Genomic DNA, 22,017 nt, shown 5'->3' with positions numbered 1-22,017 from the left:
GCTACTGGAGATTCGCAATGTAACTGGCGAGGTTACGGATATCGTCGTCGGTCAGATTGCGCGTGACGCTCGCCATATTGCCCGCGTCATTGGTGCGGGTGTGCGAGCGAAAGTCCTGCAACTGCTTGACGATGTACTGATACTGCTGACCCGCGACGCGCGGTATCTCGTTCTGTCCGGAGAAGCCGCCGAGATGGCACATCGTGCAGAGCTCTTCGGCCGACTTCTTCTGCCCTGCCGCAACGGCCGCGCCGTCCGCCTTGAACGCTATCGGCGCGGGCTTTTGCGCGGCGAAATAGTCGGCGAGATCCTGCATGTCGTCGCGCGACAGGTTCGCCGCCATCGGCGACATGCGCGGGTCCTTGCGGCGTCCTTCCTTGAAGTCCTTCAGTTGCAGATACATATATCGCGCAGTCTGCCCCGCGAGAACGGGATATTGCGGATCAGTCGAATTGCCCATCGGCCCATGACACGCCACGCACGTTTGCGCCTTCGTCTTGCCGGCTTCGGCATCAGCATGCGCATAGGCGAAAGGCCACAGCATGCCGCTTGCGCACAACAGGGCCGCGCACGCGCGACGCGCCAGGCAGCCGGCGCGCTGCGCGAATGGAACCTTCCGCGCGCCCCTCATCACGGCAGCGCGAAGACAAGCACGGTGTTGCCGCGCTTGTAGTCGAGTTGCGTATTGCCGCCCGCCGCGACGGCAACGTACTGCTTGCCGTGCACGCTATACGACACGGCTGGCGCATTCACGCCCGCTCCGCACTGGAACTCCCACAGCTTCTTGCCCGTCGATGCATCGAAAGCGCGGAACAGGCCGTTGCCCTCTCCGTTGAACACAAGACCGCCCGCTGTCGCGAGCACGCCGCCGATCAACGGTTGCGCCGTCTTGAAGTCCCACACGACCTTGCCCGTGTCGACGTTGACGGCCGACAGCTTGCCCCATTGCTCTTCGGACGGAATCACCTTGAACGCACCGCCAAGCCACAGCTTGCTGCCGCCCGGATAGGGCGTTTCTTCGACCTGGTACGTCATCGGCTGATGCAGGTTGGCGGCGTACGCCAGACGCGTTTGCGGATCGAACGCCATCGGCGACCATTCGACGCCACCGTTCGCGCCCGGCAGCATCCGCGCGCCCTGCGGCGTCGGCAGCGTCCACATGTTCTCCTGTGGAATCATCGCCTGCGAATAACGGATCAGGCGTCCCGTCGCGCGATCGTGCACATACACGTGCCCCGTCTTGCCCGCGTGGATCACGCCCGGAATCATCTTGCCGTTGGTATCGCGCACGTCGATCAGGATCGGCGAACTGACGGCGTCGAGGTCCCACACGTCGTGCGGCACGTACTGGAAGTGCCATTTGTACTGGCCCGTTTCCAGATCGATCGCGACGAGCGAATCCGTGTACAGGTTGTCTCCCGGCCGGATCGCGCCATACAGGTCAGGCGACGGATTGCCGACGACGAAGAACACCGTATGTGTCTTGCGGTCGACGGCAGGCGCCATCCACACGCCGCCACCGAGCGTCTTGTAGAAGTCGCCGCCCTTGTCCGCGAGCTGCTTTTTCTCCGCGTCGATATCGCGATGCTCGTCGCGTCCCGTTGCGTCCTTCGTCGCCCATACGCCTTCCTGTCCCTTGTCGGGGATCGTGTAGAACGTCCACAGCAATTGACCGGAGTTCGCATCGAACGCCTTCACGAAACCACGAATGCCGTATTCGCCGCCATTCGTGCCGATCAGCACCTTGCCGTCGACGACGACGGGCGCCATCGTTTCCGAATAGCCCTGATCGGGATCGGCGATCTGGCTTTGCCACAGCACGTTGCCCGTCTTCGCGTCGAGCGCGACCAGCTTGGAATCGAGCGTACCCATGTAGAGCCTGTCACCGGAAATCGCCACGCCGCGATTGTTGGGCCCGCAACAGAATGTCGTCACGGAACCCATCTTGTGCTTGTAGTGCCAGAATTCCTTGCCCGTGACGGCATCGAGCGCATACACATGATTGAACGATGTCGTGATGAACATGACGCCGTTCTTCACGATCGGTGCCGTTTCCATCGACTCGTTGACGGCCGTCTGGAAGATGAAGACGGGCCTCAGCTTCGACACATTCGACTTGTTGATCTGCGTGCCGGGATAGAAGCGTGTCTGCGCATACGATCCGTTCGAATGCAGCCAGTCGGACGAATTGCTGGCCGCGCCGTCGAGCTGCGCCTGGTCGACGGGCTGCAACGTCGAAGGCACGGGCGCCGACGTCGTGGTCGCAGCATTCTGCACTTCGTCTGCGCCAAGCGACGCAACGGGCGCAAGAGCCGCGACAAGCAAGGGAACGAAGACGGCGAAGTACCGGGGGGATGTGGGCATGAGCGTCTCCTCCGCTTTTTATTGCTTGGGAATGGCGGGCGCTGGAATGCGTCGTTCTTCCACACCTGAAACGGCGTGCACGGACCAGGCACAATCGCGCAACCTTTCTCAAACAACAAAAGCTTAAAAATTAAAAGCGTTGATTGCTTCGTCGGAACGGTCGGCTGCGCAAAATCGGGGAGAACCGCGACGCTTTTTTCGCCCCGGAGGCCGGCTCTATTAAGCCTATGTCAAGCGATGCGGATTTACCAGGGCGCATATGAAACTTGCGCTTCGTTGCGCCGCAATAGAACCTCGATTCACATATGAGGATTCCGACTGAATGCGCGCGCAGGCAATTGCTGCGGCACAGGTAGCCGTTCTTTGATAGGCCATTGCGAGCCGTGTGGACAAAAGACTACAGCACGCTCGTAAACGTTTACTGCTTGCTGACGAACCAATATATTCGCCTCGCTATAGCCATACGGGCAGATCCCCGAATCGCTTCGGCGCTCTATTCATCCCTCCGCTCCACGAAAGCCGGAAAACCTCTTCCTGGCTGCATCGATGGAGCAATGCGTCGTCATTGTCCGCGCTTCGGCATCCGCACGACGCGCAGCGCCGGCAGCACCAGCAGCGGTCTCACGGCGCGCCGCTCCAGCAGCAACACACAGGCATCGAGATGAACCATCGTGCGCGCGCATGAGGCTCTTGCGCGGCCCGATTTTTCGATCCGGTGCAGGCGCTTGATGTGATCGATGCGGATAAAGCAAACAAGGCGGCAGCACATTTTTCATCACCGACGTCACGCGCGTTTCGTCAGTCAAGACGCGTGCGTCCACAACAAAGGAAGAAGAATGAAGAAGACCCTCCTGGCCGTCGCGGCCCTCGGGTGTTTCGTCACGGCAGCGCACGCGCAAAGCAGCGTCACGCTGTACGGACTGATCGATGCGGGTATCACGTACGCGAACAAGGTCGCGACTTCGACGGGACACGACAGCGTCGTCAAATATGGCGACGGCGTCGCTTCGGGCAGCCGCTGGGGCCTGCGCGGCACGGAAGACCTGGGCGGCGGACTGAAGGCGCTATTCGTACTGGAAAGCGGCTTCAGCAGCGGCGACGGCACATCGGGACAGGGCGGCGCGCTGTTCGGCCGGCAAGCGTTCGTCGGGGTATCGAAGAACAGCATCGGCGCGCTGTCGTTCGGTCGCCAGTACACGTTCTCGACAGAGTACATCGGCGGCAACTACACGATGGGCAGCCAGACGCCTGCCGGCAACTACGCGTACCACATCAACGATCTCGACCAGCTGACCTCCAGCCGCGTCAACAACTCGGTCAAATTCAGCAGCGCGAACTTCGCGGGTCTGACGTTCGGCGCGATGTACGGCTTCTCGAACTCGACGCTGTTCGCCGGCACGCCGACCACGACCGTGGGCACGACGACCACGCAAGGCTCGTCGAGCGCGTACAGCTTCGGCGCCAACTACGCGCAGGGACCGTTCGGCATCGGCGCGGCGTACACGAATATCCGCTATCCGAACGGCGCGACGCCTGCGTTCAGCGTGAGCATCGCGAACATCAACACGGGCGGACTGCGCGATCTAGAGACGTTCGGCGTCGGCGCGCGCTATAGGATCGCCGCGGCCCTCGTGTGGGCAAACTGGACGCACACGAAGTTCGAGCCGCTCACAGGCGCATCGTCGAAGCTGAACAACTATGAAATCGGCGGCCGGTACGCGTTCACACCGGCGCTCTCGGCAGGGCTCGGCTATACGTTCTCAAAGCTCGACGACCGCTACGAAGGCAAGTGGCACCAGTTCAACGGCGCCGTCGACTACGCGCTGTCCAAGCGCACCGATGTCTACGTGCTCGCGATCTATCAGAAGGCGTCGGGCAGCAATACCGTTGCGGGCCGCAACGTGCCCGTGCAGGCGGAGATCGGCTCGTCGTCGTCGTTCATCGGCAATGCGGGCGCGAATACGCAGTTGGTGACGCGCATCGGCCTGCGCCACAAGTTCTGATCGTTCGACGCGGCCGCAGCGCTCGCGCGGCGCGCGGCCGCTTTTGGAGCAGACTGTCCCGACTCGCGGTACGCTTGCGGGTTTTGAGCGATCCACAAGGGACAACGATGCCTGCTTTTCCGTTTGATGCCGTGCTATTCGACTGCGACGGCGTGCTCGTCGACTCGGAGACGATTACCACCGCCGTGCTGGCAACGATGCTCGGCGAACTCGGCTGGCATCTGAGCCTCGACGAAGCGATGGCGATCTTCATCGGCAAGACGGTCATGGACGAAGCGCCGCTGATCGAAGCGAAAACGGGCGTCAGGATCACGGCGGCATGGATCGAGTCGTTCCGCGCACGGCGCAACGCCGCGCTGGAACGCGATGTAACGGCGATCGACGGCATCGCAGCAACGGTCGGCGCGCTGCACGCGCGGCTCGACGGACGCATCGCCGTCGCATCGGGCGCCGATCGCTACAAGGTGCGCCTGCAACTGGCGAAAATCGGCGTGCTCGATCACTTCGAAGGGCGCATCTTCAGCGGCCACGAAACGCCGCGCAACAAGCCGCATCCGGACGTGTATCTCGCGGCGGCGGCAGGTCTGGGTGTCGATCCGTCGCGCTGCGCGGTGATCGAAGACACGGTGACGGGCGCCACGGCAGGCCGCGCGGCGGGCGCGACCGTGTTCGGCTATAGCCCAGGCGAGAAAGGCCATAGCTCCAAGGAAGCGCTGCGTGCGGCCGGTGTCGCCGGTGTGTTCGAAGACATGGCGCAGTTGCCGGCCTTGCTCGCTGGCTGGGCCCGCTGATCGCGCTAACGGCTCATCGCACGCCGGGGTGCGTGTGTCGGCAAAAGGATGCGAGGCCCTTGCATTCGCAAACCGTCACTCACGCGTATTCGTGCGCATTCGCGGCCAGCGCGATCAAAGCATGTCGACGGCTTCGAGGTTGGCGCCCGAAAAGAACCGGCTCAACTCGCGTGTCAGCTCGTTGAGAATCGCCATTTCCGATTGCGTGATCTTGTGCAGGGACTGCGTCTGGGTCCAGTCGCCGTAAAGAAGCGCCACCGTCGTGTCCTTCGCCTTCACGGGCAGCAGCACGAACGCCCGGGCGTCGGCGAGATGCGCCTTGAACCAGTCCGGCAAGCGCGCCTCCATCCGCGGTTCGCGCGCGTTTTCGATGAAGATGCCTACCGGGTTCGCGATCGCAAGATGAAACACGTCGGGCTGGAAGCCCGCGCCGAAATTCAGCGTCGGCAGCATGCGTTCCATGTCTGGCCCGAAGCCGATGCACGCGTGATACCGCGCGTCGGCCTGGCGCACGAACACGAGCGTGCGCGACAGCGAGAGTCCGGCGAGAACCGCTTCGGAAGCGAGCGTCAGCACGGGCGCGAGCGTCTTGCTGGACGGCAGCGCGCGCAGGTCCTCGAGACCCGCGCTCAGGCGCGCATGCGCGGAGTTGCCGGTGCTCACGATCGCGTCGGCGTGTGCGCGCAACTCGGCGATTTCCTGCATCAGGCCCTCGTTGCTCTCTTCGTCGATCAACGCGGCAGTCAGCGCTTCGAGCCTCGGCGCATCGACCTTCAGCTCGTCGCTATAGCGAACGGCAAGCTCGGCGAGCAAGGCTTCCAGACCGTCGCCCGCCTGATGGGCCGCAAGCGCGTTGGCCGCTTCCGTCGAATAGCTGTTGACGGCCCGCAGCCAGCGCACGTGATCCGACGCAGGCTCATCTGACGGCGCGCCGAGCGACTGCATGCCGGCGAAGATCGTCTCGGGCAGCCGCCAGCGGCGCGCGGCCTCGGCGCCGATGTCCTCGAAGCTCACGCCCAGTTGGCGCACGCACGCTTCGCTGTCGTCGATACGTTCGCTTTCGGCCGTGCGGCGCACCTGCTCCCACTTGCCCTCCAGATAGAACGCGACCAGCAGCCTGCCGATCTGCCGCATCAGCGTGCAGACGACGGCCTCTTCGGCGATGCGCAGATCGACGCCCTCGGTGATGCACCGCGCGACCGTTCCGCACAGCAGCGCGCGGTTCAGTTCGAGCTTTGCGTCGATCCGGTGCGGCACGCTTTGATGAAAGTGATCGACGATCTTCATCCCGACGACGAGATGTCCGACGGTATCCATGCCGAGCACCATCAGCGCGCGGGTCACGGTCGTGATGTTGCCGCCGAACGCGACGTACATCGCCGAATTGGCGAGGCGCAGTACCTTTTGCGTGAGACCGACGTCCGAGAGCACGACCTGCACGAGCGACGTGAAGTCGAGGTCGTCGTCGCTCATCGCCGAAACGGTCGAGCGCAGCGCCTGCGACAGCAGCGGGAAATCGCCGCGCTCGCTCATGCGGACCCACAATTTTTCGAGCAATTCGGATTTGACGACAGCAGACATCGGATGGAGGCTGGAAATCGGATACGTTGAACACAGCAGCGGCAGGCGTGATTAAAACACAACCCGCCGTCCGTCATCGCGCCGCGTAGCCGCGAAAAACCGCAAGTCGCCGATTTGTGACGCGATTTCGCATCATTTGACAGTTGCACGCACGCCTTTCGCAAGCGTGTTGACAGGATCAGGCGATACGCCGACGTACCCGATGTACTCGTCGGGCGGCCACTGCACCCGCATCATGAGCGATGACGCACTCGTGCCGCAGTGTGACGACGCGGTGAAACGAGGCGAGAGGAGATGAAAAGGTGCTCGCGCGCCGGGGCAGCACCGGCTCTGTTGATGCGGCGCGGTCGACCTTGTCCGGCGACGGAGATGCGCTCAGGCCGCCGTCTGGCGCGACCGGTACAGCATTTCGCGCTCGAGCAGATCGAGCAAGCCGATGATGCGCTGTCGTTGAGTCGCCACCAGATCGTGCGTCTGCGTCAGCGCGCGCAGGCGCTTGCCCCAGTATTCGTAGTCGAGCCGGGACGTGTCGTCCGCTTCCGTGCGGCGAACGATGTACTGCACCATCCGTTCGAGATGATCCAGTTCCGCGTCCGCCTGGCTGGCCGACTGTCTTGCCGCGACATCTGTCGCGCTTTCCGCTTTCATGGTCGTCATCGAGCCCCCGCTCGTTACCCCGTATGCCGTCAGACGGGCCGCGCTCGACTGTCCTCGGCGACAGCGGGGCTGCGCAGCCGCGCCCACGATGCCTCGTTTCAACGCAAGGCAACGCTGCACGACCCGTCCGGCCTTTTTTCTTTCAACGATAGCGCGACTTTTGGGATTGGCTTTACCATGCGTCTCAGTTCTCTGCAGCATCGACAGAAATTCCGGCGGCTCGTTGCACGGATCCAGTTGCAACGCTGCCCCCGCCGCACCGAACCATGACCCAGCGCCCCGATCCGCACCGGCCGCCGCCCGAAGACGAACCGCATATTTCGCTGCTGATCGACCGCTTCAGCACGCGTGCGCTCGCGCCCGATCAGCAGGTGCTCGCCTGGCGCACGCGGGTCGGACACGTGGTCGACGTGCCGCCTTCGCGGCAACAGCTGACGCTAGGGTTCGGCGCGCACATCGATCGCTATAGAGTGGGCGGCGCCCTTTTCACCGACTCGCGAACCGACGCGATGGTGCTCGAACGCTCGATCGCGCGCGTCTCCACGGATACGCGCCGCGATTACGCGTTTCATCTGTATCTGGAAGGCGAGACGGGCCGCATCTCGGGCATGCATCGAAAACGCAGCGAGGCCGATTCGGTGCATGGCATCGTGGCGATGGACCTGAATCAGCCGTTTCACGTCGAACGCCCCGCGTGCCGCGTGCTGACGCTGTTCGTGCCACAGCATGCGATCGACGCCGGCCTGTCGGACGGCGAGTCGATCCACGGCCGGACGTTGCCGTTCGGCGCGCCGCTTGCCCGCGCGGCGCGCGATCATCTCGCCGGCGTCGCGGCGACGATTGTTGACGCTCAGCCCGAAGAAGCGGCGCGCGCGCTCGAAACGGGCGCGCAGTTGCTGATCGCCGCGTTCCGGCAGGAGGCGACGCTGACGGGCGCGGGACGCGCCGCGCTGCAGGCCGCGGTGCTCGCGCGAGTGCGGCGCTTCGTCGATGCGAATCTTCATCGGCCCGATCTGTCGCCGGCGAGCGTCGTGCAGACGCTGCAACTCAAGCGCGCGACGATCTATCGCTGGTTCGAGCACGAAGGCGGTCTGGGCGCATACATACGCAACCAGAGGCTGCGCGAGGCCGCCAACGAGCTCGTGCGCTTCCCGCAGCTTCAGGTGATCGACATCGCGTATGGGCTCGGCTTCAACAGCGCGTCGGACTTCACGCGCGCGTTTCGCCGCGCATTCGACATGAGCCCGCAGGACTTGCGCACCCGCGCACGATCGCTGCAACGCGAGCACGAGTGAGCGGCGCGCGCGGCGCGGCTGCTGCTATCGCTGTATCGGCGCCGCTTGCGTGCGTTCGGGAAAGCGCGTCAGTCCGGCCAGCGAGAGCGTCATCGCCGCGATCAGATACCACGCGGGCACCATCGGATTGCCCGTCGCGTCGATGAGCCACGTGACGATCAACGGCGAGAAGCCGCCGAACACCACCACGCCGACGCTGTAGATCACGGCCAGTCCCGCTGCGCGTCGGTGGCGCGGAAAGGCCTCCATCATCAGGACGGAACCGGCGCCCGCGTTGTTCAGCGCGAACGCGACGAAAGCCGTGATGATGAGCAGCGCGGCAATATCGCTTGCACCGTCGAGCAGCGCCCGAAACACGGGCCATGCCGCCGCGATCGAAACGGCGAACGTCACGTATTGCAGCGTCTTGCGGCTCGCGAGCCGGTCGGCCATGCGCGCGACGAGCGGCGTGACGACGAGAATCACGAGTCCGGAAATGCAGCCCGTCAGCAGACTGATCGCGGCGGGCCGGTGCAGCGTGCGCACGAGGTACGACGGCATGTAGAACACCGTCACGTAGATGCTGACGGTGGGCGCGGCCATCATCAGGACGCCCCAGAAGAGCGGCCGCGCGTGCTCGGTGAAAAGGCGCGCCGACAGTCGCTCGCGCGCGGCCAGCGTTTGCGCGGCAGCCATCCGGCCGCGCAGATACCAGCCGACGGGTCCGATGAAGCCGCCCAGCACAAACGGGATGCGCCATCCCCAGGTTTGCATCGCGTCGTGCGACAACAGCGCCGTGGTGCTCGCGCCGATCAGCGCCGCCGCGAATGCCGCCGCGCCCTGGCTCGCGCCGCGCCAGCTCACCATGAAGCAGCGATGCCGATAGGCAACCGACTCCATCAGCGACGCCGATGCCGGTCCGATCTCGCCGCCTGCGGCCAAACCCTGCATGAGCCGCGCGACGACGATCAGCACGGTCGATATAGGCCCGATCGTCGCGTACGTTGGCAGACAGGCGATCATCCACGTGCCGACGGTCATCAACGTCAGCGACACGATCATGCCGGCGCGGCGGCCGCGGTTATCGGCGATATGGCCGATCATCAAGGCGCCGAGCGGACGCATGACGAAGCCCGCGCCGAACGTCGCAAGCGACAGCAGAAACGATGACGCGGGGTTCGCCGATGGAAAGAACAGACTGCCGATCAGCGCGGCCGAGAAGCTGTAGACCGTGAAGTCGTAGGCGACGAAGCCGTTGCCGATCACGATGGCGGCGATGGTCTTCGGGTCGATGTGAGCGGCCTGGCGAGCCGGCTGTTCTTCGGGGCGAGGCATGGATCGAGTCGCAGGTGCTGGGAATGCGTGACTGCGTTAACGGCTGCGTTGCGCAGGACTTTAGCAGCTGCGGTGGTGTCTGCGATGGTTGCCTCTTCGATCGCGTCCGACGGTGGATCAGAACTGCACAGTCGCCTGTGCGCCAAGCGTCACGCGCGCGGTGGGGAAGCCGGCTGGTTTGTAGATCGGCGTACCCGCGAACAGGTCATACGAGAGCCCCGAATACTTCGCCGGCACGCCGCCGCGAATGCCGATGACCGCGCCCGCGAGTTGCGTGCCCGCCAGTATCGTTGTGTTCGGGTCGAACACGCGTCCGTAGTCGATTCCCGCGTACAGAGCCTGTCCTGTCTGTCCTGTTACCCATTGAAGTTCGTTGCGCCAGTAGAAGCCTTTTTCTGCTGCGAGCATCGTCTCGCCGTCGAAGCCGCGTACCGTGTAGCGGCTGCCGATGGTCAGGTCGTCGATGAAGAACAGTGTGTCGTTCGTGTACTGGGCGTGAAAGGTAGTTAGGTAGCGGAAGTTCTGTGAAGCGATCGCGAACGGCACCGACAGGTTCGCGTCAAGCACCGCCATTTTGTACAGGTATGTCGGGCGCGGCTTGCTGTCGTCGGTCGCGGAATACAGGGTTGGGTCCGGGTCGCCCGTCGCGCCGAGGTCGCGAATACCCTGTCGATACGCAAGCGTGCCGTCGAACTGCGATGCGCCGAAATAGTGCCGGTCAGTCAGGCCCGCCTCGATGAACGTGTTGTTGCGGTGCTGGATCGGGGTCGTCGTGCCATCGATGAAGCTCTCGCCGAAGCGCTTCGATAGCTGGAACTCCGCGCCAAAGACATCGTTCTGGCTGCGCGAGAGGACGCGCGCGAGTCGGAGCGCGGCCGTCTGCACGTTGCCGCTCGACACGAACGTTTGGTTCACGCCCGCGATGTTCTGATAGTAGGTGTTCGTGTTACCCGACAGCGTCGCGGTCCAGTAGCCCCACGGCACCGAATACGAGCCGTTGAAGCCGTGGGAGCCGAGCGTCTTGTTGCCAAACGACAGGTCTTGGTTTGCGCCGAGCGCGAGCACGTCGTTAAGCCCGAGCGGATTGTCGATGCCGAAGCTGATGTTGCCTTGCCACTTGCCCGTTGCCTTCGTGCCGCTGTTGTCGACGGACGCGACGAAGCTCCAGGGCTTCGCTCGCTTCACTGAAACGACGACATCACTCTCGCCAGGCGATTCGGTTGGCTCGATCTTCATGTCCACGTCCTGCGACGCGACGCGCTTCATCTGCTCCAGCCCCTGTTCAAGGTCGCGCAGGTTCAGCAGGTCGCCGTCGCGGGCCGGAAACGCCGACTTCCATGTGCCGCGCGTGTCAGGATCGGCAAAGCGCAGATGTCGCACGATGCCAGGCACGAGCGCCAATTTCAGCGTACCCGTCGACAGATCCTGCTCAGGTAGCAGAACGCGCGTTGTCACATAGCCATGCGAGAGAACCGTCTGTTGCAGTCCCTTCGTGAGCGTATCGAGGCCCGTCTTGCCGATGCATTGCCCCTTGTAGTGGTCGAGCCATTCACGTGCGAACGCGAACGGATCGAGCGGGAGCGCCGATGCGCCCCGTTTGCGGACGGGATCGGGCAGCGTCGCCGGTACGTCGAGCGCAAACGTGTCAATGCGAAAGCACGGCGACTCGGCGGGCAGGACCGGAAAGCCTTCGGCCTTGGGTGCCGCCGAGCGCACGGCCGGGACGTTGACTGTCTGCGCGCGCTGCTGCGCGTCGCGCTGCTGCTGTAGCTGCTGGTTCTGTTCTGCATTCGCGCGCGCGGCGGCGGCTTCATCTGCTGGCGTCGGCGCCCGCTGCGCGGACGCGAGTGTTACCAGGGCTGTGAGCGGCAAAGCCGCCAGCCTCGTTCTGATCTTCATTATTGAATTGGTCCCTGATCTGCCTGTAGTGTGACAAGCGGCCGGTGACTGCCGCCGCTCTCATTGTTAGTTGCTCTCTTGTTCAGTTAGAAGAACCATGATTTGATCAGAAGGCCGCCAATAAACGCGCATACAAGCGCGACAGCTATCCAATATGCAGTTTTTTGTCCCTTTGTCATTTTGGCCCGCTGCTCGGGATTCGGCCCTCCACCGACTGCCATATGGCCTCCTTACTTGCTTTGTCTAGTTACCCCGGATTCTGCGTGTAGTGTTGGCGGTCAACCAGACAACTCGCGAACCATCACGAAGTCTTGAGCGTTGAAAAACTAACAGGACGCGGTAGTCAGTCGTCAATTGTGCCCGTAAACGTCCTTTAACTCGGCGATAAAGGTTCCGCTTAGATCAAGCTTCAACGCTTCCCACGTTCTCATATTCAAGCGTTCAAGAATCTCATCCAACCGAGGAGTCGAGTTGAAGTACAACGCGTTCCATACGATGTCCATATCGATATGATTTTCGTCACCACCACATATCAAAATGTTTTTAAGGCGATGAGCACCTTCATTTGCCGAAAGCTCTTTCCTATGAATCGCCTCTATCAGCCCACACTTGACGTTGACGCATAGGAATTCGATCACCGCACGCTTCCACATGTCAGTGCTTCCGCCGAACTGCCCACCGTATACGTTGGGAAGCGCCGCGTTCGGCGTAAAGTCGTCGAGGCTAGAAACGATCAATTGTCGCTGGTAGTCGATTTCAGAGAACGAGGACATGTCTAGCTCACTACATCACGATTCTTAAACTATATTCGGAGAGCATCTTGCACGCGAGCCAGATAAATCTGATTGCGGAATTTAATTCAAATCACGCCTCAACCCAAACAATACATTCATCGTAGTGCTCTTCGATCGTACCTACAGCAGCCTCAAATTGCTTCTCATCTTTCAAATCAAATGTCTTGTCGAAGACAGAAATGTCTTCAGTTTTAAGATCGATATCTGTCAAATCAACGCCCCCATTCACCCATAAATGAACGTTGTTTAGTTTAGACTTCGCACTTAAGTAGTGGACGACTCCGCCCCGAGTTGTCGCAAAGAAGACATTCATTGTCTAGCTCCTAAGTATCTTTCAATCTTAGAACAACGGCTCACCGTCGCCACGTGTTCCCCCTCGCCATACATGGATATGGGGAATCAAACCACTATGGGAATGGCTGACGTCTAGATCGAACAATGGTTTCCCATCATCTCCGTAGTATCGTGTGTCCCCAGTTAGCGGATGTACAGAGTAACTATTCGGTTCTCCGGTAACAGGGCGCCCCCGCGCCACCTGATTGTTTTCCACTTCGATCTGCGCCGCGCCCGTCGCTGTCGAAGCATCCACACCACCCGCTGCCGCAATGCCTGCAACGAGGCTGTTCACCAGATTCTCGCGCGCCTCGCGATCGGCCGCCGACATATCCGTCGTTGGTCCGAGCAGGCTGCCGATCACCGAGCTTGCTGCCGCACCCATCGCGCCCGCGCCGCACCCCTGACCGCTCGCCGCCGCGCCCGCGCAGCCGACGATCGCGTGCAGCGCAGCACGCGCCGTATCGCTGTCCAGAGAGTCCGCTATCTGCTTGACCTGGTTCGCGCCAAGTTCCTGGATATACGCGACCGTCGCGCCCTGCGCTAACTGGCCCACGCCGCCCGTCACGTTGCCACCTGCCGCCACTGTAAGCGCCGTCAGCACCTGACGATAGCTACCGCTGGGCCCCCATTCAGCATTCAACTGGTCGGCCTGCTGCTGCGCCGCTGCGCGCTGTTCCGGCGTCAGGTTCGGATCGCTGGCGGCTGCCTTTGCTGCATCAGCTTCCTTCGCACGGTTGTTGACGAACGTCCCGACCTGATTCACGAGCTGGCTCGTGATATCGAAACCGGCCTCGACCTTGTCCTTGTCGAAGATCGGTGCAATGGTCGCCTGCGTGCCGGTAGTGTCGCGGCTGATACCCGCGACCGCTTCATCCGACGTCTGCCCGGTCAGTTGCTGCTGCTTCGTGCCGTCGGTAATGTTGATCGCACCGCCGCTGATCGCGCTCTTCGTCGTCGAACTCGCGTCGCCCGATGCACTCAGTGCGACAGGAGGTGCCATCGAAACACCGCCCGCGCTCGGCAACGTCGTGCCCGGAACAGGATTGACGTTCGTCGCCGTGCCACCCTGTGTCTTGCCGATATTGCCGCCGTAGCCGCCGCTGATGCCAACCGACGAGCCGCTATACGACGCGTGATTCTCGATATCGCTATGCGTGAGCGTCGCCGTTGTGAGGCTGTTCAGACCGTTGTCAACGGCTGTATCGCTGCTCGCGATCACGCCGCCTTTCAGGTCGGTGTTGCCCTTGACGTTGACCTGAAACCCGCCGTCGCCGGCCTTGATGCCCGACTGCTCAGTGACGCTCGCGTAGTCGCTGTTCAGCTTGTTCTGGCTCAAACTGGCCGACACACTCGAACTGCCCGCACAGATGGGCGGCACGCACACGCTCACCGATACGCCGCCGCTGGTCTGCTTAGAATCGTAGCGACTGGTGTCCTGAAGACTCTCGATGTTCAGGTTCCCGCCGACATTGGCGACAACCTGCTGGCCGTCCGCCACCGCACCCTTGAGGTTCGTATCGCCGCCTGATTGCAGCGTGAGCGTATTGCCTGCATTGACGTGTGTATTGGTCCAGGTCTCGTCCGCGCCATTGGCGTGACCCTTCGTGCCTGATACGCCCGCCTGGAACGAGATGCCATTCTGCTGCCCGACGCCGATCGTCACGCCGATGCTCGCGCTCGAACCGCTGTTCGTACTTTGCTGACTGTCGGTATTCTGCGCAGCCTGGAGATTGATGTTGCCCTGCGCATTGAGCGTCGCGTCATTACCGGCAGTGATGTCGCTGCCGGTCACGTTGATATTGCTGTTCACGCCTGCGCCCGCCGCGGCAATGTTGACGTTGTGCCCCGCGCTGACCGTGCTGCCTGCGGCCGTGGTCGACGACCCGGTCGAACTGCTGTTACTGTGGCTGGTGCCGAGCGACACGTTGACGCCGACGCCGCCGAGATGGCTCGGATCGCTCGCCACGGCATCATAGGCGTTCTTCCCGGCGAGGCCCGTCGTCGCGGCCGCCAGTGCGTTCAGGCGCACATCGCCCTTGGTGTGCTGCACGTCCTTGCGCATCTGGTTCGCGGTCTGTACAGCCGCGATCACGGGGCTGCTCAGACCCGCCGTGATGCCCGTCTGGCTGAACGACTGCTGCTCGTTCTGCGTCGCGGTGTTCTGCGCCGCATCGATCGTGACCGTCTTGCCCGCCAGATTGACGTCGTTGCCCGCGTGCAGGGTGCTGCCTGTCACATGCAGGTCGCTGCCGGACGCGACACTCAGATTGCCGTTCAGCGAGCCGACCATGCTGCCGTTGTTCGTGACCTGCGTTGCCTGCTGCGCGTCCGTCGTCTTGCGTGTGCCGATGCTGTAACCCTGCAAGCCACCGTCAAGCTGGTTCAGCGGATTCAGCCCCGACAGGAAGCCGTATTCACGCTTCTCGTAGTCGCTCTGCGTGCTCTGTGTGTCCTGAGACGTGGTGATATTCACGTTGCCAGTAGCGGCAAGCTTCACGTCGTTCGTCCCCGCGACGGTCGAACCTTTTACCGTCAGATCCTTGCCCGCGCTGACGTTGACGGAGTCGCCCGATACGGTGCTGCCGACGCTGATACTGGCCTGCGTGCTCTGCATCGTATCCGTGGTCGAGCCGTGGACAATGCTGCCGCGCTTCGATTCCGTCGCCGTATAGCTGTCGTGTTCCTCGCGCGCCTCGTTGATCGTCACGTTACCCGTCGCCGCGATGTTCGCCGCGCCCGCGTCCGTCGACAGCGACGAGCCGGTCAGCGTCACGTTGCCTTTACCCGCGTCGGCGCTCAAAGCCGCTAGCGTGCCGCTGCCGCCTGCGTTGAACGACGTGCCAACTGCCTGCTCGTCATAGCTGCGGTCGACTTCTTTACGTGTCTTGTCGTCGGTTGCGACGTTGTTGTACGACGCGGTATTCGTGACCGTCGTCGCCGTCAGGTTGCCGCCCGACACAACCGCCATGTCGCCGCCTGCGGACACCGCAGCGCCCTTGAACGTCATGTCGTTGCCGCTTTGCATCGCGAGGCTCCCGCCCGCGCTGATGCCGCTCGTTTCGTTCAGCGTGCTGTTCGCTTCCCAATGATGGTTTGCGTTCTTCGTGACCGACTGCGACGTATCGGCCTGGACCGTATCCACGTTGACGTCGTGACCGGCCGCGATCTGCGCATTGCCGCCCGCGCTGATATTCGCGCCATGCACGTTCAGGTCGTGGCCCGCCGCCACGATCATGTCGCCCGTCGACGCAATCGTGCCCTGTGCGCCGAGCAGCGTCTGATTGACCTTGCTGTTGCCGGCTACCGAACTCACACCGACGGTGTCGACCAGCGTCGTGTTCACGATGTCGTGACCCGCAAGCACAGCAACACGATTCCCCGTGATCTGGCCGGACGCGTTGACCACATCGTTGGTCGCGGACACAACCGTCGTCCCGTTTGCGCCGCTGCTGCCGATCTTGCCGCCCCGGTTCACGATGTCCGTCGCGCTGATCACCGTCTGCGAGCCGCCCTTGATCACGCCCGAGTTCACCGCGCTGCCGGTTGCGTGAATCTCGACGTCATCGGCCGCGATCAGTGCGCCCGTCGGTTGCAGATCATTCGCATGCGAATGGGCCAGATACACGACAGGCGCAAGCACCTGTTGCGTCGTGCCGTCTGGCAGCGTGACGGTCTGGTTGACGAGCCACACGATATCGCTCGTCAGCGCATCCATCTGCGCAGCCGTGAGCGCCATGCCCGGTTCGAGACTGAATTCCTTCGCGACGTTCACGCCGTTGGTCATCAGCGCGCGGTATTCGTCCTCGTTGCTCGTATAACCTTGCAGATAAACGCGGCCCGTCAGTTGCGTGACCTGATTGCGCACCATCTGTTCTTCGTACAGGCCATCGCCCAGGCGCTTCTCCACCTTCGACGGATCGTAGCCAAGCTGGCCGAGCATGTAGTCGCTCGAAATGAAGTTCGTATAGCTGGTCAGGCGCGGATCGGTTGCGATCAGGTACGACGCACCGGGCGCCGTGTTGAACGTATACAGGCCGCTCTTCGGCAACGTGATGTTCAGCGCGCCCGTCGCGCCCGCGACCGACTGCGGCGCGTTGATGGTCTGCGTCTGGCCCGTCGCGAGGTTGACAGTCTGCGTGCTGCCGCCCGTCACGCCGCCTACAGCCCCGTTTGCGCCTGGCGTGCCGCCCGCTGCGCCCGTCGCCGAGTTCGCAGCTGCAACGTTCGTGTTGTTGACGTTCGTCGCGTTGATCTGCACCGCGTTGTTCGCGACGATCGTGCCGCCCGTGCCGCCGATCGCAACCGGCGACAGCACGATCGACGGTTCGACTACCTGGCCCACATCGCGCGTGATGTCCTCGTTCCACGCGTAGGTCGAGACGATGTCCTGTCGCTGGTACTGATAGAGCGTCTGTCCCGTGTTGTTGACGGTCGTGCCGCCATACGTGCCGCTGCTGCCGCTGTCGAGCGTGCCGTCCTGTTCGCTGCTGCCGATCTGGATCGAGCCGCCCGCTGCAATCGCGCTATAGGCGTTGTTCACCGTGCCGACGTTGGCCAGCACCATGTTGCCCCCCGCGACGAGTTGCGCCTCCTGTGCCTGCGTCCCCGTCGTCTGGTCCTGCTGCGTGGTGGTCGTCGTGTCGCGTGCAATCTCGACGCGCTGGTAGCCGTGATGCGCGTCGTTGCGCGTGGGGTACTCGGTCGCGGGGTCGTAGTTGACGTTCGGGTTGTAGCCGTCCCAATAGCTGACGGTAATCGAGCCGTCAGCGTTGGTCGTGATCGAGTTGTAGTAGATCGTCGTCGGCTGGCCGTTGATGTTCACGACCAGCACGCGGTCAGTGGCGTTGGGGCCGTTTGCGGTTGATACGACATCGGCGCTGCTGTACGTGCTGTTCACCGGCGCCTGATAGCCATAATCCCATACGGCCTGCGTACACGACGAGTGGTTGTCCGCGTTCGTCGTCGCGCAGGCCGTGTACTTGTCGCGCTTGGTCTGATGGACGGTTTCGACATCGGTAGTCACCGTCTGGACGAGCGGCGCGGGGCGCGTGTTGGTCAGCGTCTGCGTCGCGACTTCGATGTTGCCTTGCGCTTCGATGGTCGACTGGTCGTTCGTCAGCGAGTTCGAACGGTTCGCGAGCAGACCGTTTGCATCGCGCGTGCCGTCTGCCGCGATGTTGATATCGCCGAGGCTGAAGATCGTCGCGCCGCCCGTGTTCGTGATGTCGCCGGGCGCGTACAGGTTGACGGCTGTTGCCGCAGCGATTGCAGCCGCTGTGCCCGTGTTCGCGATCGAACCGGCGTTCAGCGTGACCGTATTGCCGACGACCGTCGCGGTGTTGGTCAGTGACGCACTGTGCGTCGTCACCGAATCGCCTTCGATGCGGCCTTCGTTTGTAATCGCGTTCTGCGCGTTGACCGTCGTGTTCGACGAGTTGATGTCCGCGCCCGCCTGATTGTCGACGTTCGCCGCGTTCACCGTCAGCGCGTTGACCGCGCCGAGCGTGCCCTGGTTCGTGAAGTTGCCCGCCGTCGTGAACGTCAGGTCGTGGTTCGCCTGGATCACGTTGGCGGCATCGAGCGTGTAATCGCCGTTGACCGTAACCGTACCGTCGTTGCCCGCGATGATGCGGCCGTCGCCCGACAGCGTATTGGTCGTGACGCTCAGGTTCTGGTCGCTGCCGATCGCGCCGTTCTGGTTCGCAAGCGCGCCCGTGCTGATCGTGATGCTGCCGCCGCTGCCCTGGTCGTTGCCGATGCGGCCATTCGAATTATCCAGTGCTGCTGTATTGAGCGCGACCGCGCCGTTGCCGTGAATCGAGCCGCCCGCATTGATGACAGCCGCGTTCGCGGCGTTGAGCGTGACGTTGTTCGCGGCCGACAGCGTCGCGTTCGTGTTGTCGGCGAGTTGCGCGACGTTCAGTGTCAGGTCGTGACCGGACAGCAGTTGTGCGCCATTCGTGTTCGACAGCGTCTGCGCGTTCACCGTCACGTCACCGTTGCCGCCGATCATACCCGCGCCCGCGACGCCACCCGTATTGCTGTTCGTGATGGCGCGCGCGTTGATGGTGGTCGCGCCGGTGCCGGTGGTGGCGATGCGTCCGTTCGCGTTGTCGAGCGATGCGCCCGTGACAGCGAGCGTCGCCGTCGCGCCGTCCGCTTCGATCTGTCCCCCCGTGTTGTCGATCGCGCCTTGCGCCGACGCGACTACGTTACCCGTACCCTGGATCAGACCCGCGCGGTTGACGAGCGTGCTGCCCGACTCGACCGATGTGGCACCGCCCGCAACGACCGTGCCGCCTGAGTTATCGATGCTGCTGCCCGAAACCGACACATCGCCATTGCCGCCAATCAACCCGTTGTTCGTGTTTGTGATCGCGCCGTTTGACGCGACCGTCGTTGTGCCTGTGCCGCCGTTGGCGATCGTACCGCCGTCGTTGGCAAGCGACTGCGCCGAAACACCGAGTGTGCTGTTTGCCTGGATTGTGCCGCCCGCATTGTTCAGCGTGCCCGTGTCCGTAACCAAAACCGCCTGCGCGCTGACGTAGCCGCCCGCACTGTTATCGAGCGACGCAACGTCGAGCGTGACCGACGATTGCCCCGCGAGCGTACCGCCGCGATTCGCTGCCGCGCCAGCATGCACGTTCAGCGCACCGTTCGTCGCAATTGTGCCGCCGTTGTTCGACAGTGCGCCCGTGTTCACCGCAAGCGTGCCCGTGCCTGCGCTCGCAATCGTGCCGCGATCATTGACGAGTGCAGCGGGCGAGAGCGTCAGGTCCGCGGCATTCGTCTGGAGCATGCCGCTCGTGTTGTCGAGCGTGCCCGTCACATCGACGGTCGTCGCGCCCGTTCCCGTCTGCGTGATGCTGCCATCGTGATTGACGAGGTTCGTCGCGTGGAGCGCGATCTGGTCGGCGCTGGCCGTGCCACCGCTGTTGTCGAACGTTGCTGCCGTGAGCGTTGCAAGATGACCGGCCGCAATCGTGTTGGCATTGGCCAGCGTCGAGCCTGCCGACAAGGTCACATTGTTGTTGGCTGCAAGCGTTCCGCTGTTGAACAGCGACTGCGTGGCGCTCGCGATAAGCGTCTGCACCGCCGTGATCGAACCGGCGTTGACCAACTGGCCGGTCTGCAAGGTCACATTGCCGTTGCCGCCGATCGTGCCGCCCGCGCCGTTGTTCAGCAGGCCCGTCGTCGTCAGGGTGAGGCCGTCTGCATTGATCGAGGCGACATGACCCGCCGAGTTGTCGAGCGAACCGACGGACACCCCGAGCGCGCCCGTCGCCTGCATCGTCCCTCCCTGGTTCGACATCGCGCCCGCGACATTTGTCGAAAGCGCGCCACCCGACACGATCTGTCCGTCGCCATTCGACAGCGCGCCTGCCGTGATAGTCTGCGCTCCGCCCGATGAGAGCGCGCCATTGTCGTTGGTCAGCGTGCCCGCTGCGGTGGCGTTGAGTGTCGTGCCCGCCGTCGTCGTCGCGCCCGTCAGGTTCAGGTCGCCGCCGCTTGCCGTCAGTGCAAGCGCGCCGTTCGCCGATGTGCTGCTGCCCGCGAGATTGACCGATGTGCCCTGGATCGTCGCATTGCCGCCCGCCGCGTTGCGGCCGGTGGCTGTCACGGCGCCGCTCGCGGAAACGGACAGGTCGCCCGCGCTCGCAATCGTGCCGTCGCTGTTCACGCCCGCGCCGAGCGTGCCCGTCGCTGCGACGCTGCCCGCGCTGACGGTCGTGTTCTGCTGTGCGGCGAGCGTGCCGCTGTTGGTGAGCGCGCCCGACGTGTTCGCGCTGACGTTCTGCTGCCCGTAAGTCGTGCCGCTGTTGTCGATGCCATCGCGCGCGCTCGCCGTGATATTACCGCTTGCGTTCGTCTGTCCGGCCAGTACGAGCTGGCCCTGTGTCGTCAGGATCAGGTCGCCCGCCTGTGCCGCGAGCACGCCCCTGTTCGAGACGCCGACACCGTTCTCCGTGCCCACCAGCCAGATACGGTTTGCGTACATGCCGCCGAGGTTGCTCACGTCGATGGACACGCCAGGCGCAGGACCGTTGCCCGCGATAGGTGTGGCGTTCAGCGACGCGTAGTCGACGTTGTTCGAACCCGTGATGACGTTCAGGTTCTTCGCGTAGATGGCGGCGTTGACCTGAACGGCTCTTGCGAGCAGGTCAACCTGATCGACGTTTGAGGCATTGAACCCCGCACCCTGGACCGTGATGTTGCCCTGGGTCACGCTGAACCCCGACACCGAACCGTCCGGCGCAAGGTTCGGCGTGCCCGTCGTCAGGACCGCGCGCGAAGTGTTGATGAAGCCCGCGCCGTCCAGAAGCAGCCCGTTCGGATTCGCGACGATGACCTCGGCGCTGCGGCCCGCAACTTCGAGATAGCCGCGCAGTTGAGACGGCGAATTGCTGTTGACCTGATTGACGATCACGCGCGCCGAGTCGTTCGGCCCGTAGTTCGGGTTGCCATTCACGTAGCCCGCCAGTTGCGTGTTCGTGATCGTCGGCGAATTGTTCAGTATCGCGCCCCGGTTCGACACGTCGAACTGGTTGTACGTGTTCATCGACACGCCCGATCCCGAGGGTTTGTTGATGTTCACCTGCGGGATACCGTTCTGCGTCGTGATGACGCCAGGCGCATGCGCGCCGCCTGGCACAATCTGCGCGAACGCAAGCACGGGCGCGACGGCCAATAACAGCGCGACGAGACTGCGCAGTGAAAAGCCCGTAACCTGTACGCCCGAAGCGCGGCCCGCGGGTGTCTCGCCCGATTTTCCCGTAGCGGTTGCGGTTTCCTCGACGGCCACGAGCATTCCGCGAATCCGGCTAAAGATCAGCCGGTACGACCTGTTGTTCATATTCTTATGGATTGCAGATAAACAAGATCCGTAACCCTATTCGAATACCCGCATCAGTTCTGTCAAGGTTTGTCATTACGCGCGCGAGCGCAACGCTTTGTCACAAATAGAATTCTTTCGATTGCAGCT

12 protein-coding genes are annotated in these 22,017 nt (G+C 63.0%); 3 read left to right on the top strand and 9 right to left on the bottom strand.

Going from position 1 to position 22,017, the window contains the following annotated elements; translation table 11 throughout:
• Position 1: 1 nt before the first annotated feature.
• Together AABE10_RS14950 and AABE10_RS14945 are read right to left on the bottom strand one after the other, a co-directional pair.
• Positions 2 to 544 (bottom strand): c-type cytochrome, encoded by a 543-nt coding sequence (locus AABE10_RS14950; RefSeq protein ID WP_342934053.1) that lies wholly within the window; start codon positions 542 to 544, stop codon positions 2 to 4.
• A gap of 86 nt (positions 545 to 630) precedes the next feature.
• A complete protein-coding gene (locus AABE10_RS14945; protein ID WP_342934052.1) occupies positions 631 to 2,364 on the bottom strand; it encodes a PQQ-dependent dehydrogenase, methanol/ethanol family in 1,734 nt (577 codons plus the stop codon).
• Between the two features lie 836 nt (positions 2,365 to 3,200).
• On the opposite strand from AABE10_RS14945, the gene AABE10_RS14940 reads away from it, so the two are divergent.
• Positions 3,201 to 4,367 carry a porin gene (locus AABE10_RS14940; protein WP_342934051.1) on the top strand — a complete coding sequence of 389 codons (1,167 nt, stop codon included), beginning with the start codon at positions 3,201 to 3,203 and terminating at the stop codon, positions 4,365 to 4,367.
• 107 nt (positions 4,368 to 4,474) lie between these two features.
• Positions 4,475 to 5,158, top strand: coding sequence for an HAD family phosphatase (locus AABE10_RS14935; RefSeq protein WP_342934050.1), 684 nt, complete (start codon positions 4,475 to 4,477; stop codon positions 5,156 to 5,158).
• Between the two features lie 114 nt (positions 5,159 to 5,272).
• Here AABE10_RS14935 and AABE10_RS14930 read toward each other — a convergent pair whose 3' ends face one another.
• Together AABE10_RS14930 and AABE10_RS14925 are read right to left on the bottom strand one after the other, a co-directional pair.
• A complete protein-coding gene (locus AABE10_RS14930) occupies positions 5,273 to 6,739 on the bottom strand; it encodes an HDOD domain-containing protein (protein ID WP_342934049.1) in 1,467 nt (488 codons plus the stop codon).
• A 375-nt stretch (positions 6,740 to 7,114) separates the two neighbouring features.
• The gene (locus tag AABE10_RS14925; protein WP_342934048.1) at positions 7,115 to 7,396 is read right to left on the bottom strand and encodes a hypothetical protein; all 282 of its coding nucleotides are present in this window, start codon (positions 7,394 to 7,396) and stop codon (positions 7,115 to 7,117) included.
• A 266-nt stretch (positions 7,397 to 7,662) separates the two neighbouring features.
• On the opposite strand from AABE10_RS14925, the gene AABE10_RS14920 reads away from it, so the two are divergent.
• Positions 7,663 to 8,691, top strand: coding sequence for an AraC family transcriptional regulator (locus tag AABE10_RS14920; RefSeq protein ID WP_342934047.1), 1,029 nt, complete (start codon positions 7,663 to 7,665; stop codon positions 8,689 to 8,691).
• Between the two features lie 24 nt (positions 8,692 to 8,715).
• Here the strand turns inward: AABE10_RS14920 and AABE10_RS14915 are convergent, their stop codons facing one another.
• The 5 genes from AABE10_RS14915 to AABE10_RS14895 form a co-directional block, all read right to left on the bottom strand.
• The gene (locus AABE10_RS14915) at positions 8,716 to 10,005 is read right to left on the bottom strand and encodes an MFS transporter (RefSeq protein WP_342934046.1); all 1,290 of its coding nucleotides are present in this window, start codon (positions 10,003 to 10,005) and stop codon (positions 8,716 to 8,718) included.
• Between the two features lie 117 nt (positions 10,006 to 10,122).
• Positions 10,123 to 11,904 carry a ShlB/FhaC/HecB family hemolysin secretion/activation protein gene (locus AABE10_RS14910; RefSeq protein ID WP_342934045.1) on the bottom strand — a complete coding sequence of 594 codons (1,782 nt, stop codon included), beginning with the start codon at positions 11,902 to 11,904 and terminating at the stop codon, positions 10,123 to 10,125.
• Positions 11,905 to 12,254: 350 nt separating this feature from the next.
• Positions 12,255 to 12,677 carry a hypothetical protein gene (locus AABE10_RS14905; protein WP_342934044.1) on the bottom strand — a complete coding sequence of 141 codons (423 nt, stop codon included), beginning with the start codon at positions 12,675 to 12,677 and terminating at the stop codon, positions 12,255 to 12,257.
• 91 nt (positions 12,678 to 12,768) lie between these two features.
• Positions 12,769 to 13,011 (bottom strand): hypothetical protein, encoded by a 243-nt coding sequence (locus AABE10_RS14900; RefSeq protein ID WP_342934043.1) that lies wholly within the window; start codon positions 13,009 to 13,011, stop codon positions 12,769 to 12,771.
• 27 nt (positions 13,012 to 13,038) lie between these two features.
• A complete protein-coding gene (locus tag AABE10_RS14895) occupies positions 13,039 to 21,888 on the bottom strand; it encodes a hemagglutinin repeat-containing protein (RefSeq protein ID WP_342934042.1) in 8,850 nt (2,949 codons plus the stop codon).
• Positions 21,889 to 22,017 lie beyond the last annotated feature (129 nt).

This window comes from Paraburkholderia diazotrophica, assembly GCF_038900755.1.
Taxonomy (GTDB): Bacteria; Pseudomonadota; Gammaproteobacteria; order Burkholderiales; family Burkholderiaceae; genus Paraburkholderia; species Paraburkholderia diazotrophica_A.
Note: the sequence above shows the minus strand (reverse complement) of the source record. Positions and strands in the feature narration are given on the sequence as shown.